Here is a 16,527-nt window from a genome sequence, read left to right as displayed (position 1 = left end):
CTTAGCGCTGTATCATGAAACGTACATATCAACCAAGTAAATTAAAGCGAGCAAAAACCCATGGCTTTTTAGCTCGCATGGCCACTGCTTCTGGTCGTAAAGTATTGAAGTTAAGAAGAAAAAAACAACGCGCCCAACTCACCGTATCCAGTGAGCGCTAAGACCAAGCACCACCTCCGTGATCGTAAAGTATTTGCTGCCCTTCTAAGGAGTAAAAGACGCTTCTTCTCGACCTTTTTGATGGCCTACTTTATGCCGAACCGCGTCCGCACTTGAAGGGCAGCGGTTTCGATATCAAAGACCAAATACAAGTTAGCGGTTGAGCGCAACTTAATTCGACGGCAAGTTAAAGCGATCATGCGGGAACAGTTTTGCAATTTAAACGCTGTTGATGTTTTGGTTATTATTAATCAAGGCTTCCTTGAATTAACATTTAAAGAAAAGCAAACGATCTTTTTAAACCTTTGCCAAAAGCTCCAAGAACTCGATGCCCCTAAACCTAAATAAGAAGCATAAAGAGCTCAAAACCACCTTTAACCCTTTTTGATCAGCGGCCGTTGTTAACGAAAAGAACGGCCTCAAAAATCTCAAAAAGGCCTGGGGCATTATCTTTAAAGTCCTTAAAGTAGCGATCTTTATCTTTTTAACCATAGTAGGTTTATGGGGTTGTACCCAAACCCTAGCACAGCCCTGAACGGGAACCAACCAACTGTTAGGTTCGGGGTTAGAAATTGGTTATAACTTTGGTACTACGGGGGACTACCGGTATGACTTGCAGTCCAATAATGTGGGGCCCTACTTTACCTTTAGTGACTATACCTTAGCGTATGGTCCCTTTTATGGTTGGTTTGTCTGACCAGCATCGCAAATAGTGTTGCCGATTATGTACGCTACCAGGGTTCCTCTAGGTAGCGGTCCGGAATTGGGCTTCAACATGATCTTGTCTTTGATTGTGTTGTTGTTCCTAGTACGGTTAATTACCATAGTGATTACCCTCAACTCCACGCTGGCGTTAGAAAAAATGAACGAGGTCCAGGGCAAATTAGCAGAAATTAATGCCAAGTACAAAGGGGCGTTGGACTTACAGAGCAAACGCAACCGCCAGATGGAGATCATGTCCTTGTACAAGAAGCACAACATTAAGTCTTCTGCTTCCTTTGTTCAGGTCTTTGTTACCTTACCCATCTTCCTCATTATTTACCGGATTGTCACGACTTTAAGACCAATTAAAGCGATTATCCTGTTTAACTTCTGGGACTTATCTAAGGTACCGTTAACGGAAATCTTCTCGAACTTTACCAGTACCGGGTGAACCTTTATTATCTTCTTAATCATTGTTTTACCAGTGCAATTTATCTCGCAAAAGTTGCCCCAAATTTGGGCTAGCAAACGCAATGAGAATGCTAAAGCGCATTCGCAAAAGAGCATTGAACAGCTCAATAAAACAAAGCGAATGCAGTTAATTTTCTACTTTGTGTTTGCTGTTATTACGGCTTTTAGTGCCGCTGGTGTGGGTGTGTACTGGTTCTTAAATGCCTTGTTTACCTTACTCCAGTCTTATCTAACCCACCTCTTTATTGTTAAAAGGCGTACCAGAAGACGGTTAACGTATTCCAAATTAGAACAAATGTTAGAACGTGAATAGTTTTTATCCTTCACGCAAATTAGGGCAAAACTTTACGGTTGACCAGAGTGTAATTGCCAAAACCTGTCGGTTAATTAAGAGTCTCAACCCAACGGCCTTAATTGAAGTGGGGCCGGGTAAGGGAGCGTTAACCAAGGCTTTACTCAAGTTACAACTACCATACCATGGCATAGAGTTGGATAAACGCTTAGCGGAATACCTCTTGGTCAACGAAATCTTAACTGAAGAACAACTAACCATTGGTGATGCCTTAAAACAAAACTTGGATCAGTATTTTCCTGACACTATACCTTTGCTTTGTGGCAACATTCCCTACAGTATTAGCTCCCCTTTGATTGCTAACTTTTTGGCTTCCAAACTACAACAATTTGTGCTGGTGTGCCAGTGGGAGTTTGGTCAAAGGTTAGTAGCACCGGTAAATTCGCCTAACTATAGTGCCTTTGGTGTGTTTTGCCAATACCATTTGCAAATTAAATCAGTTTTTAAAATTGATAAGGTTGCTTTTAAGCCCAAGCCCCAAGTGGATTCGGTGTTAATGTTGTTAAAAAAGAAACCCCAAGTAGCCTATGAAGCTCATTTTGGCCGGTTCTTAAAACAGTGTTTTCACCAGCGCCGCAAGCTGTTAGTCAATAACCTCAAGCAGCTTCTCCCACCCACCTTGTTAACTAATGTTTTACAACAACAGGACTTGGCGGCAACGGTTAGAGCCCAAGAGTTAACCCCGACCCAGTTGTTTCGTTTGTATCTTAGCCTTAAACCACATTTAAGCGATGGAAAAGATTAGAACCCGTTATGCCCCTTCCCCTACCGGTTACCTTCATGTTGGGGGTGCGCGTACTGCTATCTTTAACTTCTTGTTAGCAAAACACTTTAACGGCGAGTTTATTATCCGGATTGAGGACACTGACACTGAGCGCAATGTGGAAGGGGGAATTGAATCACAACTAGAAAACTTGCGCTGGTTAGGAATTATTCCCGATGAATCAATTTACAACCCGGGTAATTATGGGCCTTACATCCAAAGTCAAAAGTTGGCTACCTACAAAAAACTAGCTTATGAACTTGTGGGCAAGGGTTTGGCCTACCGTTGTTTCTGTACTAAAGAAAAGTTAGAACACGAACGCCAATTGGCTTTAGAACACCACCAAACCCCGAAGTATTTGGGAACGTGTCGCAACTTACACTCCAAGCACATTCAAACAAACTTAGACAACCAAGTACCCTTCACGATTCGCTTAAAGATTAACCAGGACGCTGAGTTTGCCTGAAACGACCAGGTTCGGGGCAAGATTACTATTCCCGGGAACTCCCTCACCGATATTGTTTTATTGAAGGCCAATGGCATTGCCACGTATAACTTTGCCGTAGTCATTGATGACCATGACATGGAAATTACCGATGTGTTGCGGGGGGCGGAACACATTTCCAACACCGCTTACCAACTAGCAATTAACCAAGCCTTAGGCTATCAAAAGATTCCCCGCTTTGGTCATTTATCGGTGATAGTCGACAAGAGTGGCAAGAAACTGTCTAAGCGTGATACCAAAACGATCCAGTTCATTGAACAGTTCAAACAAGAGGGTTACCTACCAGAAGCGGTGGTAAACTTCTTGGCCTTACTGGGTTGAAATTCGGACTTTAACCGCGAGTTTTTTACCATCAACCAACTAATTGAAAGCTTTACGGTCAATCGAGTAGTGGGCGCCCCCGCTTTCTTTGACATTAAGAAACTCCAGTGAATTAATGCGCACTACATTAAGGAGTTGAGTGATAATGCCTACTTTAACTTTATTGATAACTACTTAACGATTGACTTTGATTACCTCAAGGACAAGCGCAAAGAAGTCAGTCTGTTGTTCAAAAACCAACTAGCGTTTGGCATTGAAATTAACCAACTGATTAAGGAAACCTTTGCCCCCAAGTTAGGGGTGCAGCATTTAAGTGTTAAGCACCGTGAACTCTTCAAAGAGCTCCAACCAGCCCTACAACAACTGAGTGAACAACTCCAAGCCCTACCTGATTGGACGAAGGACAATGTCAAAAGTACCTTAACCCAAATTGGTGAACAGTTTAATCTGAAGGGCAAAAAGCTGTTTATGCCACTACGGTTGATCTTTACCAACAAAGAGCATGGTCCTGATTTGGCGGGCATCATGGTGCTGCACGGTAAGACTCAGGTATTAGCGCTGCTTCAAGAATTTATTCATGCAACAAATCTTTTTTAAAGATCCCATTTTAGGGGAAGTGCTGTTTGACCAACAAACTAAGTGGATGTATGAGTTGGTGGAAACGGAAGCGTTTCGCCGTTTACGTAACATTAAGCAGCTAGGAATTAACTTTCATTTTTATCCGGGGGGCGTGCACACGCGTTATTCCCACTCCTTGGGGGTTTATGAACTGTTAAGGCGGATCTTAAACACCCCCGCGTTTGCTCCGATTAATGAAAACAAAAAGCAAACGGTGTTAGTAGCGGGATTACTGCACGACATTGGTCATGCACCGCATTCCCATGCCTTTGAGATTTACTTTGCCAAAGCCCCTAACTTTAAGAAGGAGCTGTTTATCCACGAAGAAGTTACAACCTTATTTGTCAACAGTGAACCGATTAAATCAATCTTAAAGGCGAACCAGATTGATCCTAAACTAGTAGCTGCTTTAATTGATGAAAACAAGGAGTTAAAGCCATCCAACTACTGGATGCGCCAGTTAATTTCATCTGACTTGGATGCTGACCGGATGGATTACCTGTTGCGCGATTCCTACTTTACGGGTACCAGTCATTCCTTGATAGATTACCAAACGATTATTAAGGAGATGGACTGTGTCAAGGTCAAGGGGATTTACGAAATCTTCTTTAAGGATAAGTGCTTGCCCTTAATTGAAAACTTCTTAATTACCCGGCACCACATGTACCAATCAATCTACAGCGATGGCAGGAGTATTTCCACCGAGTTAAACCTTTGGTTTGTCTTTCAACGAATTAAGGACTTAGTGGACAAAAACCAGTTTGACTTCAACGGTTATAAAACCTTAGAACAGGTGTGCTTACCACTACTCAAGAACGAACACTTTGACAAAAAGATGCTGCCAGCGTTTGTTAAGTTAGATGACTATGTGTTCCAATCGTTCTTTGTTAACTTGTACCAAACCACCAAGGACAAGATCTTAAAGAAGTTGTTGGACAGTTATTTAAACAGTTTGAAGTTCGAAATTAAGTTTTACGAAACCAAGGAACAGAGGGACTTAGACTTTGAAAAACAGGCGAGCAAGTACAAGGATGCTAAGTACTTTATTACGAAGTTTAACAATCAGTTTAAGGGCTTTTATGAGGGTTGAAGTAGTCATAAGAATGAGCTCAAAATTAAAACTATGCAAAACAAGCACACTAACCTCAGTGAAATCAGTATGTTGGTAAAGCGTAGTAATGAACTGTTCTTTGAAAATGCACTGTACAAGTGGGCTAACGTTTTCTACCGCCTTTAAGCATTGATAGAAGATATTCAAAACCATGAAGTTGATACTTAAACGTTATCTTCAAGAAAAAGCCTAAGTTAGTTGGTTAAGCTTAATTAATTCACTGAGTTTATTTAATTGAAACTAAGAAAGCTTCTAAAAAGCTTTTTTGGTGTTAATAACTACCTTTTAGGTGAGTTTTTTATAACTAGATTGCAGTAGACAGAATTATTCAACTATTTTAGTCGCCTCCTGCTCAGTATAGAAAGAAAGCCACTCCGAAGGTTAGTTATTTCTTTTATAATAAAACTGCAGTTAGCGGAATGGGACAACCTATTTATTTAGTTCGCTTTCTGTGTATATGGAAAAGCCACCCTTCGGGTGGCTTTTATATTGTTCTTTAACACTATTTAATTACCTTGGGTAGTGTAAAAACTCCCTTTAATCTCATATGAACTCATTTTTATTAGCCCTTATGGGCATAAGTCTTTCGCGTTTGCAAAGGCATCTGTTGCGTTGGTTCTCGCATCAACATTTGTTGTTTCTAAAAGGAATTCGGTAGTGTCTACTTCTTTTTCTAATTACTTAAGTAAGAAAGGGGGTTTTGACTTTGAATAACAAATGATATTCCGAAAGGGAATACAAGAAGTTTAGAAGTCAGTGTGAGGTTCTTGAATTAAAATCAAATTGGATTCCGTTGCCAGACGGAACTTTTGATGTTATAATTAAGGAACGTTGGCAACGAAAAGTGAAAAAGCCAAAAACATAGTACGTTACCCGGAAAGAGTTTGAGGAATACAAGGTCATGGTTGATCGAAGGTTCGCAAACATTGAAGCGGAGTTGAGAGACTTCAAAGTAGAAGTTAGAGAAACTTTTAAAGTTGTGCTTCAGAGCCTTCAAGCCATCAACGAACGTTTAGATAGGCTTGAATACAAGAAATAACATTTCTTCAACAGAAAACGCCAACAGTTAACATTCAGTTAGCTGTTGGTATTTTCATTCTTTACAGATTTCTATTTAAAAATTCATTTTCTTGGTACTTCTAAATAACCGCTTCCATTTATTTAGTAAAGGAGCTTAAAAGAAATGATTAACATTTTTTGAAAAATTGGACCCTCTTTAAATTTGGCCCAACACTCATATAAAGCTTTCTGTTTTTTTAAATCCTGTAAAGAAAGGAGGTTTTGACCATTAAACGCGAAATTTCAATTACTTTGTTCAAAAGAAATTTGAAAAAAGATAAGATTAAAACAGCAAAGGCCTGAATCGAAGATCTATCTGATGGTAGCTATAACATGGGCTTTTATGGCAATTTAAACCATATGGAAAAAGGCAAAAGCGGATACGTAACCCATAAACAATTGGACAAAAAACTAGAAGTTTTTAAACAAGAGCTTTTAGTTGAGTTTGATCAAAGATATGTTACTAAGGCAGAATTTAAAGAATTCCAAATAGAAGTTAGAGAAGGCTTTCGAATTCAGGGTGAAGCAATGAACGCCCGCATGGATCGCTTTGAAAGTCTTGTGCTTAAAAGCCTGGAATCAATTAACAATACCTTAATAGACTTTGGCAAACGTATAGACAAATTGGAATCTAAATAATTCCAACTCAAACTAAAAATACCAGCATTTAATCTTTAAGGTTGAGTTGCTGGTATTTTTATTCTTTTCAAATAAATAAAAAACCATCTGCTCAAGTTGACAAGCAGACGGCTAAAAAATATTTTTTAACGATATTGAAAACTAACGAAGAATATTAGTTTGAGTTGTAAACACTAAGATGTATGAATTTAAATATTTTTCTAGTTGGCCGGGAGCAGCAAAAACTTTCAACAAAAGTCGGTCTTCCTGCTCCCACTTAATAAATTGAATGAATTTGACAAATACGCCAAAAAGTTTGCCTATTTTTTAATAAACAAAACAAGCACATCAACCCCAATGGGTCAGCATGCTTGTTTTGTTCTAGTAGTTAACTAGTTTATTTATGTCTACAGTTAAACTAATTCTTATAGTTTAGCTAACTTAATGTTGTCCTTCAATACTTGGATTGATTTGTCCAAGCCTGCTTTTTCTGTAGCAGACAATTCAATTTCCAAGATCTTTTCCACACCATTGCGTCCCAAGACACAAGGGGTGCCAAACATTACATCTTTAGCACCATATTGGCCATTAATTAACGATGCTACTACTCGTACTTCTTTAGTGTCGCGGAGAATTAATTCTGCTACTTCGGCAGTTGCTTCCCCGATGCCATAAAAGGTGGCTCCTTTGCGTTCGATGATTTCATAAGCTCGACGGCGAATAAAGTGGTCAATTTCAGCAAATTCTTTTTCTATATCACTTGCTTTCGAGAAGTGTTTGAGTGGTAAGCCAGCAATCTTAGCGGAGGAAATAATACTTACTGAACTATCCCCGTGTTCACCTAACACATATGCTTGGACATCCCTGCTGCTCATACCGTATTTTTCAGCAATCGCAAACTTTAACCGGGCGCTGTCTAGTAAGGTTCCAGAACCAATTACCTTATTCGGTTCAAACCCCGTTACCTTTAAATAGGTGTAAGCCATAATGTCGACTGGGTTGGAAGCAATTAAGGTAATGCCCTTAAAGCCCGATTCCTTCACGGCTTTGGCAATGTTCTTCATAATTTCGACATTACCTTCAAGGAGTTGTAACCGGGTTTCCCCACCTTGCTTTTGGGGTCGACCAGCACCAATAAAGATAAAGTCGTAATCTTTGAGTTGTTTGTAATCACCAGCAATTACCTTACTGTATTGCGGTGATGATGGTACAGCATCTTGGAGGTCAAAAACATTCCCTACTTGGGATTTTTCGTTAATGTCGATAACCATGTATTCACTCGCTAAACCACGGCTCATAGCAGCGTAGAGAAAGCTGGTGCCCACTGCACCAGAACCAATGAGTGCTACTTTAAGACTCTTCATAACTAATTTATTCAAGCTTGCCTTCATTTTAATTTGGTTTAAGCCACCAATCATTTACTGTTCCCAATTGAGATTTGATCTAAATAAAACCTGCTGCCAAGCTTTGTCTTTTTTAGCTCTCAACATAAAAGGAAAAGGGGGTGGGCAAAAGTATAATTAACAGATACCACGATGCAGTTTAGAGTTGGCCTAGGTAAGAAAAAATACCGCATTAAACCGAGAGCAGAACAGAAGAATAAATTTTGAATAGGTGGGGTGGAAATAGAAGATTCCAAGTACATTTATGACCACGATGCTAGTGATGACGCCAGTGACGTTATCCAGCTAGCAGTAGCTGATGCTTTATTTGGTGCTACTGCCTTAGGTGATGGACAAATTGTCTTCAATAAAGAAAAAACCCAGATCCCTTTAAAGGGTAATCCGCGTAAAGAAGCGCCCCGTATTTTGGCACGGACTTACAACTTTATTCGCAAGAACTGGTACATCAATAACATTGATATCACCTTAGAAATTCCCTCACAACAAAAGATGGATGACTATAAGCATGCCATCTTTGACTTTATTTGTACGGCTTTACGGATTACCGAACTGACAATTAACCTCAAGGTACGTGAACCGTTGAATTCGAATGAAATTAGTTGTTTAGCGGTCGTGTTAGTGGAACGACAAAGATTAAAGTAATGGGCATTAAATCTATCATCATTGATCAAAAACAGGTTGAAGCGGGTTGTAACGCTGCGCTCAAATGGTGTAATGAACATTTTGCTGGTAAACAGGTCATAGTATTAGGGATCTTGAAGGGTTGTATTCCCTTTTTGGGCAAACTTATTAGTCAGTTTACCTTTGATTTACAACTGGACTTTGTGGCAGTCGCTTCTTACCATGGTGGCAGTCGCCAACAAGAAGCACCGAAGATTGTCCTAGATATGTCCCATGACCCTAAAGGCAAGGACATTCTTTTAATAGAAGACATAATCGACAGTGGTCGTTCTATTAAATTAGTATTGGACTTACTCCACACCCGAAAGGCCAAAAGTGTGATCTTAGTGAGCTTCATTGAAAAGCTCAAACCCAGGGAAGCTGACATTAAGGTGGACTATTCTTGCTTTAAAAACCAAGACGAATTCTTGGTTGGTTTTGGGTTAGACTACCAGGGCTTTTATCGCAATTTACCCTATGTTGGTGTCTTTGATCCTGAAGATAATTAAGTCGCGCTATTTAGAATTTTATGCGATGGTTTAGTGTGTTGGTTTCCCTGGTAAAAAAGCACAAAAAAATCATCTTAATTACCTTTCTAACTTTGGCTGGTTTTGCAGCAGTGGGTGTATTAGTTACCCTTAGTGTTGTTAGAATAAAAACCAGTCAAATCACCCAACAAACAACAACAAATGAAAAAAAATAAAGGACTTAACGAGGCGACTACGAGCGAAAAACCGCAGTTTCCCAAACGCACAGCGTGAAAGATTTTTTGGTGAGTGGTTATCCTAGCCATTATTATTGGTATTTTGGTTTATATCCTAATGCCAAGGGCTACCACGGCTGTAATTGAAAAGTGGGAGCTTAGTGGAACTACACTTTCGGCTCAAATCAAAGGCTTATCAGGCAAACACACCTTCCAAAGAATTAATAATTCCACCTATGTCACCGATGACATTCTGCAGGTTTCCATTAGTTTCCAAGGGATAAATCCCATAGTAGTAACTGCCCACAAAGCTACTAATGGTAGTGGGGAAACTATCTTTAATATAGCAAACCTCTCGATTAATCAGTCAACTGGAAAGGCCATAGTTAATGGAATGATGACCCAAGACCAAAAAAGTAACAATGGCACTGAATTAGCTTCTATTAAAGGTCTCCATGACATCGGTACCTTTGTTGCTCCTGATACGAGAGCACGTGATGTGCTCAACATCTTCTTTGGCCTACTACCAATTATTATCTTTGTCATTTTCTTCTTACTCTTTTGACGTTCTGCTCGCGGTATCTCTGGTGGTGGTCGCAGTGAGGAGGACAACATCTTCTCAATTGGTAAGACCCAAGCTAAACTCGCAAAGTCTTCGGTGAGGTTTGACAACATTGCGGGACTCCAAGAAGAAAAACACGAGTTACTGGAAATTGTTGATTACCTCAAAAACCCCTTGAAGTATGCCCAAATGGGCGCTCGTTCCCCACGCGGTGTTATTCTTTACGGCCCTCCTGGTACGGGTAAAACGCTGTTAGCGAAAGCTGTTGCTGGTGAAGCTGGTGTGCCTTTCTTCCAGTCCACGGGTTCTGGCTTTGAAGATATGCTGGTTGGTGTGGGCGCCAAACGGGTACGGGACTTGTTCAATAAGGCTAAGAAAGCGGCCCCATGTATTATCTTCATCGATGAAATTGACTCGGTTGGTTCTAAACGGGGTCGCGTGGAGTTGTCCTCCTACTCGGTGGTCGAACAAACCTTAAACCAACTGTTAGCGGAAATGGATGGGTTTACTAGCCGCACTGGTGTTGTGGTGATGGCTGCTACCAACCGCTTGGATGTCCTTGATGATGCGTTATTACGCCCAGGTCGGTTTGATCGTCACATCCAGATTAACCTTCCCGACATTAAGGAACGCGAAGGCATCTTACAAGTGCACGCCAAGAACAAGAACTTGTCTTCCAAGATTAGCTTATTGGATGTTGCTAAACGTACCCCTGGTTTTAGTGGGGCTCAATTGGAAAACGTCATTAATGAAGCTACCCTGTTAGCAGTCCGTGATAACCGGACCACGATCAACATGAACGACATTGATGAAGCCATTGACCGGGTCATAGCTGGTCCTGCCAAAAAATCTCGGGTGGTCAGTGATGCTGATCGTAAACTAGTGGCCTACCACGAAGCAGGTCATGCTTTGGTTGGCCTCCATGTTCACAGTAACGATGAAGTGCAAAAGATTACCATTATTCCCCGGGGTCAAGCGGGTGGTTATACCTTGTCAACCCCTAAGAGTGGCGATCTCAATTTAAAGCGTAAATCTGACTTGTTAGCGATGATTGCTACAGCCATGGGCGGCCGTGCTGCAGAGGAAGAAATTTACGGTCCCCTAGAAATTACCACTGGCGCTTCCTCGGACTTTTATAAGGCGACCAATATTGCCCGTGCCATGGTTACCCAGTTAGGAATGTCCAAGTTAGGGCAAGTGCAATATGTACCTAGTCAAGGTACCGTCCCACCAGGTACCAAACTGTTCTCTGAGCAAACAGCAAAGGATATTGACTTTGAGATTAACGCCATTATTGAAGAACAGTACAAGAAGGCACGTACCATTATTAAAACGAACCGTAAGGAGTTGGAATTGTTAGTTGAAGCCTTGTTGATTGCCGAAACCATCTTAAAGAGTGACATCGATTACATTCACGAACACACTAAACTCCCTCCAGAGATCCTAGCGCAAAAGCAAGAACAGCAAGCCAAACAAAAGGCAGAAGCCAAGGAAGCTAAGTTAAATAAGAAGACTGAGAAGGATACAGAAAAAGACAGTGAAACAAACAGTTAAGTTTGCTAGTTTTGTCGATCAGCTCCTAGTTAACCTCGCGCACTTGCAAAAGCAGCTCAACCACTTGCAACCCGATTTGGGCACCTATAGCTTTCAGTGTTTTACCACCCTCAACGATGTTGGTAAAACCCCGCAAAACTTTATTGCAGTCTTAAAGCAACACTCCAACTTGTTGGGTTGTGAAACCAATGCTGTGCTAACTTGGTGGGAGGCTGTAGAATACCTGTTGTTAGAAGAAAACAAGGATGTGATTACCGTGGTGAAAACCCTTGTTAAACACACCGAAAAATTGATACAAACTAAAGCAATTACTTTAGGTCACAAACGGGTGTGGGATTTGTTGTATTACTTTTGTAAAAGCTTCTTGCAATTAGTAAACCGCACCAAAAGGCAGTACAAGCAGCTCGATGGGGTGTTAGTTGAACTGTATGAACGGCTTTGTCAAACCCGGGCGCAGTTTGGCAAGGCGCAGTTTTTAGGGAAACGTTCTGTAGGGCAAACAACTCCAGCGTTGTGTTTAACTTATCTTTTCTTACAATCTTTTATATACGCATGCCAGAGCTAACTCGTTTTCAAAAGTTCTTTTTAACACCTGAAAAGTTCAATAAATTTACAAGAGTTGTTGGTTTTTGTGGTGTCTTTGCTTTAATTGCCCTTTCTTTAGGGATTTACAGCTATGTTGGTCAGGGTTCAATTGTTCCTAAAGTGGCAGCTCTTTTCCTAATTGCCTTAGGCGGGTTTACCTTGCTGTTGAGCTTTGTGATTAACTTTGTAGCTTTGTACAAACGCAGTCAGTTAATTCATTTGGTCAACCGTCAAGATCGTACTGATTTGTGGTTACAAAAGATGGCAAACAACAAGCAGTTTGAGCAATTTGAATTGTTTGAAAAAGGTCCAATTAGTGCGGATATTCTACCGACTTTTTACCCTGCTACCATCTATAACTTTGAGTTAGTTCCCAAGCAATTTAAGGTACAGTACAAGAATGGTCAAACGCTTAACTTTGCTAAGTTAAGTGCCATTAAGAGAAGTACTTCCAAAAATGAAAAGGTGGCTTGCTTAGTCGCTATTATTGATGCTGTTAGTGACCAACACTGGTTCTTAACTAAAAGCGATTTCCCCTTAATTAACACTGGTTTTTACGAATCTTTAACTGAAAGTAACCGCCAGAACAACGTTTTGCTCTACACTGAAAAAGACGCTAGTTTTAACTTTAATCAGTTAGATAAGGAGATGATAAAGCAGGTGTTGTTTAACCCGGTTAATGTGTATGCTAACTTTAACGTTTACAACAATACCACACACACTTACCTCATGATGAGTGTACCGATTACCTTCATGGATACTTCTTTAAGAATGGAGGAAGCTGTGGGTGATTTAGAACTCAATATTACCCGTCAAGCTGGTTATGACGCTGCTACCTTAGATTCATTCCATAAGGTAGTGGAACTGTTAAAGACCAAACTCATTGGTGATTTCAACAACGCTGAAACTACCAGTGCAACAGAAACAACAGTTGTGGCTGAAGTTACTGAACCCACAACCAATTCCAAGCGCAAACCAGTTAAAGCGAAGAAGGCTAAGAAATAACACTAAGTTCATTAAAAGACCACTCTCAAAGATGGTTTTTTATTTGGTGTTAGCTATCACTTGCACCGTTACAAAACGCTTTTTGCCCTTACCAATCACTAGTGGTTGGGAACTCGCTTGTAGGACCATTTCCACATCAGTCACTTTTTCTTGGTTAATCGTTAAACCACCTTGCTGAATCACCCGGCGCGCTTCTGATCTGGATACAACTAAACCTAAATCAACAATCACATCCACTAACCTGGTGCCAGCTCGCACGGTTTTGGTTTCAGTATCAGGTTGAAAGGCAAAGATTCGGGCACTTTTCGCTTGGGCGGCTAAAGCTGCCTTGGTACCATGAATAGCGTCAGTTAACTCGAAGGCTAGTTTTGCCTTGGCCTCCTTAATGGCAGCGCCCTTCAAGTTGCAGAGGGTTTCAATTGCCTTGGTATCTAATTTAGTGAGCATAAGGAAAACCTTTTGCAAACTAGCATCATCAAGGTTAATCCAATACTGGTAGAAGTCATACGGACTGGTCTTTTGTGGATCTAACCATAAAGCTCCACTAGCACTCTTACCCATCTTTTCCCCATTAGCTTTCACTAATAAGTTAGTGGTCATGCCGTACACCTGTTTTTGGGTTTTGCGTCTAATTAAATCAGCCCCCGCTAGGATATTAGCCCACTGGTCACTGCCCCCTATTTGCAGTTGCACCCCATACTTTTGGTTTAAATAATAGAAGTCATAGGCCTGTAATACCATGTAGTTCAATTCCATCAACGTTAAACCGCGTTCCCAACGAGCACTAAAGGCATCGGTCGCTAACATCTTGTTGACCGAAAAGCAGGGTCCCAATTCCCTGATGACCTCAATGTAATTGAGTTTCTTTAACCAGGTCTCGTTTTGGCAAAACACTACATTACTACCCAAAAAGCGCCTAATTTGTTTTTTAATGTTGCGCGTATTTTCGGCAATTGTTTCACGACTCATCATCTGGCGCAGTTCCATTCTGCCAGTAGGATCACCTATTAAAGCCGTCCCACTACCCAACAAGACGTGGGGAATATGACCCATTGCTTGGAAGATTTGTGCTACATGGAGCAGCACATAGTTGCCAATATGGAGTGAGGGTGCTGTGGGGTCAAAGCCAACATAGAAAGCAAATGATCCTTGGTTTAATAATTGCTTTAATTCCTTTTCAAAGTTAGCTTGTACAAATAAGCCCCGTTCTTTTAAAAGTGCTAGGAGATCTTTTGTCATCTTTCTAAATATAATATCAGTAACAATGGCAGTAATTTACAAAACAACAGCACACGCTAGCGCCGGCAGGGAAGGCGTTGTCCAAACCGTTGATGGTTTTACCGTTAGTTTAGCATTTCCTAAACCTGGTGCTACTCACCAGGACAAAAACAACCCCGAACAGCTGTTTGCTTCAGCTTATGCTGGTTGTTTTTCGCAAGCTGTGCGTGTGGTTTTACAACAGCACCAACTGCAATTAGCTACTCAACCTATTGTGGGTGTTAGTGTCGAACTGCATGACCAGGACGGTCTGTTCCACATTAAAGCCGGTGTTGAATTAGCGATTACGGGCGTGGACCAAACCACAGCGCAAACAGTCATTACGGCAGCGCATGCCATGTGTCCGTTTAGCCGTTTAATTAAACCAGAAAACTTCTTGGGTTTAACCTTGAACGGTGCCAAGCTTTAAGCAAATTGTTTAAACAAATTCCTTGAGGATGGCCAAGACTTCATCCTTAGTAATGGCATCGGTTTTTAAAGCCGTGTACAGGTTCGCTTTAATAAAACCATTTTTAGTACCGACATCAAACCGGGTACCACCAAAGTGCTTGGCAAAGAAGGGTTCCCCTTGCTGTAAACAATAGTTCAACCCATCAGTCAACTGTAACTCACCTCCAACACCAAACGGTACTTGTTTAAGAGCTGTAAAAATACTGGGTTTAAGGATGTAACGGCTCAAAATGGCTAGGTTGCTCTTGGCTTCGTTGACAGCTGGTTTTTCCACCATGCCCAAAATTTTGACTAACGCTTGTTTTTGTCAATTAGCTTCAGGGGTTACTATGCCATACTTGTTGACCTGGTCATGGGGCACTTCTTGCACGCCTATTACCTGACAATCTGTTTGTTCATAAGCTTGAATACATTGTGCTAATGCCGGTTGTTCACCAAACACGACATCATCACCTAAAAGGACGGCAAAGTCTTCGTTACCAACAAACGACTTGGCGTGCAAAATGGCATCTCCTAAACCGTGTTGGTGTTTTTGGCGGACAAAGTAAATGTGCGCTAAGTTGGCAATATCCTTAATTTCTTGGTGTTCTTGATCTTTGTGCTTTTGGAGTAAAGCATTTTCCAAGATAAAGTCATAGTCAAAGTGGTCAATAATCGCTTCCTTTTTAGAAGACACAATTACTAGGATTTCCTTAATGCCACTCGCTACTGCTTCTTCCACAATGTACTGAATTGTGGGTTTATTGACTAAGGGCAACATCTCTTTGGGAATGGCCTTAGTGGCTGGGAGTAATCTGGTACCCAGTCCGGCTGCGGGAATAACGGCTTTTCTTATTTTGGGCATTTATTGGTTGCACACTTAAATTGTGCTTTTAGAGGTCTATTCAATAACTTACATTGCAAGGCATAAACCGCTAAGAAGCTCAAGGGAAAGTAAATGAAAAGGAAACAAATTACTACTGGTCAAGCGACGATCGGGTTATCCTTGGTGTTGGTAATCTCCCCATAAACCACATAGGTAGTAGACTTACCATCATCACTCACATAATGACCCCTTACATAAGGAATGGTCGCTAAGTACAACCCATACACTAAGGGATAGATCATGAAGTAACCCAAACTTTTTCAAAAATGATTAAAGGTTACATCCTTGTCCGTTTTCATCTTAACTATACCTGCAACCAAGAAAGCAATTGGTGCCAACACATGGAGAAAGACAGAACTTGCCAAGGAATAAGCATCCTTATCACTGTAAGCTTGTTGTGAAGCCGCCAAAATGACGTTGTAGCCTAAAAAAGTAAAGATGATGTAAGCAAAGGCACTCAAAAAGAACTGCTGGTTCTTGAGATAATGGCTCTTTGGTTTGCTTACATACCAACATGCATAAATGAGCAACATAACATTGCTCTGGTTAGTAAACTTATCTATCTCTTCTATAATGTGGCCTTTATTTTGCAAACTGATGACAATGTCAGCAATTACAAAAACAAAACAAATAAAAAATAAGGGAATTACCCCCAAGAAGACCTTTTGTGCTAACGCCAGTTTGGCAAATCAAGTTCTGATTTTGCAATTATTTTGCTCCATATGAATTACACTACTCCAAGAATTATAAGCCTCTCTACAGCTTTATCTCAAACTTATGTAA

17 protein-coding genes are annotated in these 16,527 nt (G+C 40.8%); 13 read left to right on the top strand and 4 right to left on the bottom strand.

The features are described 5' to 3' along the window. Window positions 1–14: 14 nt before the first annotated feature. The 7 genes from rpmH to F539_RS03810 all read left to right on the top strand — a co-directional run bounded on the left by rpmH (window position 15) and on the right by F539_RS03810 (window position 6,700). Window positions 15–161 (top strand): 50S ribosomal protein L34, encoded by a 147-nt coding sequence (gene rpmH / locus F539_RS03840; protein WP_010875039.1) that lies wholly within the window; start codon window positions 15–17, stop codon window positions 159–161. Continuing rightward, complete coding sequence (gene rnpA, locus F539_RS03835) at window positions 151–507, top strand: ribonuclease P protein component (RefSeq protein WP_010875038.1); 357 nt, start codon at window positions 151–153, stop codon at window positions 505–507. Before rpmH ends, rnpA begins: the two co-directional genes overlap by 11 nt. Beyond that, window positions 488–1,645, top strand: coding sequence for a membrane protein insertase YidC (gene yidC, locus F539_RS03830; protein ID WP_010875037.1), 1,158 nt, complete (start codon window positions 488–490; stop codon window positions 1,643–1,645). The genes rnpA and yidC overlap by 20 nt, the downstream gene beginning before the upstream one ends. Further along, window positions 1,638–2,429 carry a 16S rRNA (adenine(1518)-N(6)/adenine(1519)-N(6))-dimethyltransferase RsmA gene (gene rsmA / locus F539_RS03825; protein ID WP_010875036.1) on the top strand — a complete coding sequence of 264 codons (792 nt, stop codon included), beginning with the start codon at window positions 1,638–1,640 and terminating at the stop codon, window positions 2,427–2,429. The genes yidC and rsmA overlap by 8 nt, the downstream gene beginning before the upstream one ends. Next, a complete protein-coding gene (gltX, locus tag F539_RS03820) occupies window positions 2,416–3,870 on the top strand; it encodes a glutamate--tRNA ligase (protein WP_014575057.1) in 1,455 nt (484 codons plus the stop codon). The genes rsmA and gltX overlap by 14 nt, the downstream gene beginning before the upstream one ends. Beyond that, complete coding sequence (locus F539_RS03815) at window positions 3,851–5,128, top strand: HD domain-containing protein (protein ID WP_014325676.1); 1,278 nt, start codon at window positions 3,851–3,853, stop codon at window positions 5,126–5,128. Before gltX ends, F539_RS03815 begins: the two co-directional genes overlap by 20 nt. A 1,185-nt stretch (window positions 5,129–6,313) precedes the next feature. Continuing rightward, window positions 6,314–6,700, top strand: a complete 387-nt coding sequence (locus F539_RS03810) for a DUF16 domain-containing protein (protein WP_017532720.1) — start codon at window positions 6,314–6,316, stop codon at window positions 6,698–6,700. Window positions 6,701–7,104: 404 nt separating this feature from the next. Here the strand turns inward: F539_RS03810 and F539_RS03805 are convergent, their stop codons facing one another. Further along, entirely contained in the window at window positions 7,105–8,043 is a 939-nt protein-coding gene (locus F539_RS03805) for an L-lactate dehydrogenase (RefSeq protein WP_010875031.1), read from the bottom strand. 171 nt (window positions 8,044–8,214) lie between these two features. Between F539_RS03805 and F539_RS03800 the strand changes: the two genes are divergently transcribed. From F539_RS03800 to F539_RS03780, 5 genes are all read left to right on the top strand, one after another. After that, on the top strand, window positions 8,215–8,724 hold the full coding sequence (locus tag F539_RS03800; protein WP_014325674.1) for a 2-C-methyl-D-erythritol 2,4-cyclodiphosphate synthase: 510 nt from the start codon (window positions 8,215–8,217) through the stop codon (window positions 8,722–8,724). Then, window positions 8,724–9,251, top strand: a complete 528-nt coding sequence (gene hpt, locus F539_RS03795; protein ID WP_014325673.1) for a hypoxanthine phosphoribosyltransferase — start codon at window positions 8,724–8,726, stop codon at window positions 9,249–9,251. Before F539_RS03800 ends, hpt begins: the two co-directional genes overlap by 1 nt. Before the next feature lie 180 nt (window positions 9,252–9,431). Beyond that, window positions 9,432–11,561: an ATP-dependent zinc metalloprotease FtsH gene (gene ftsH, locus F539_RS03790; protein WP_010875028.1), complete on the top strand. Its 2,130-nt coding sequence runs from the start codon at window positions 9,432–9,434 to the stop codon at window positions 11,559–11,561. Continuing rightward, window positions 11,545–12,126 (top strand): hypothetical protein, encoded by a 582-nt coding sequence (locus F539_RS03785; RefSeq protein ID WP_014575052.1) that lies wholly within the window; start codon window positions 11,545–11,547, stop codon window positions 12,124–12,126. The genes ftsH and F539_RS03785 overlap by 17 nt, the downstream gene beginning before the upstream one ends. Beyond that, complete coding sequence (locus tag F539_RS03780; RefSeq protein ID WP_010875027.1) at window positions 12,114–13,151, top strand: MPN670 family protein; 1,038 nt, start codon at window positions 12,114–12,116, stop codon at window positions 13,149–13,151. Before F539_RS03785 ends, F539_RS03780 begins: the two co-directional genes overlap by 13 nt. Before the next feature lie 39 nt (window positions 13,152–13,190). Here F539_RS03780 and tyrS read toward each other — a convergent pair whose 3' ends face one another. Then, entirely contained in the window at window positions 13,191–14,390 is a 1,200-nt protein-coding gene (gene tyrS / locus F539_RS03775; RefSeq protein WP_014325672.1) for a tyrosine--tRNA ligase, read from the bottom strand. Between the two features lie 25 nt (window positions 14,391–14,415). On the opposite strand from tyrS, the gene F539_RS03770 reads away from it, so the two are divergent. Further along, window positions 14,416–14,838 carry an Ohr family peroxiredoxin gene (locus F539_RS03770; protein ID WP_010875025.1) on the top strand — a complete coding sequence of 141 codons (423 nt, stop codon included), beginning with the start codon at window positions 14,416–14,418 and terminating at the stop codon, window positions 14,836–14,838. A 9-nt stretch (window positions 14,839–14,847) separates the two neighbouring features. Here F539_RS03770 and galU read toward each other — a convergent pair whose 3' ends face one another. Together galU and F539_RS03760 are read right to left on the bottom strand one after the other, a co-directional pair. After that, a complete protein-coding gene (gene galU, locus F539_RS03765; RefSeq protein WP_014325671.1) occupies window positions 14,848–15,723 on the bottom strand; it encodes a UTP--glucose-1-phosphate uridylyltransferase GalU in 876 nt (291 codons plus the stop codon). Beyond that, the gene (locus F539_RS03760; RefSeq protein ID WP_010875023.1) at window positions 15,711–16,466 is read right to left on the bottom strand and encodes a DUF1600 domain-containing protein; all 756 of its coding nucleotides are present in this window, start codon (window positions 16,464–16,466) and stop codon (window positions 15,711–15,713) included. The genes galU and F539_RS03760 overlap by 13 nt, the downstream gene beginning before the upstream one ends. Between the last annotated feature and the right edge of the window lie 61 nt (window positions 16,467–16,527).

This window comes from Mycoplasmoides pneumoniae FH (genome assembly GCF_001272835.1).
GTDB classification, from domain to species: domain Bacteria; phylum Bacillota_I; class Bacilli_A; order Mycoplasmatales; family Mycoplasmoidaceae; genus Mycoplasmoides; species Mycoplasmoides pneumoniae.
The sequence above is the reverse complement of the archived record's forward strand: the minus strand, read 5'-3'. Positions and strand labels throughout refer to the sequence as shown.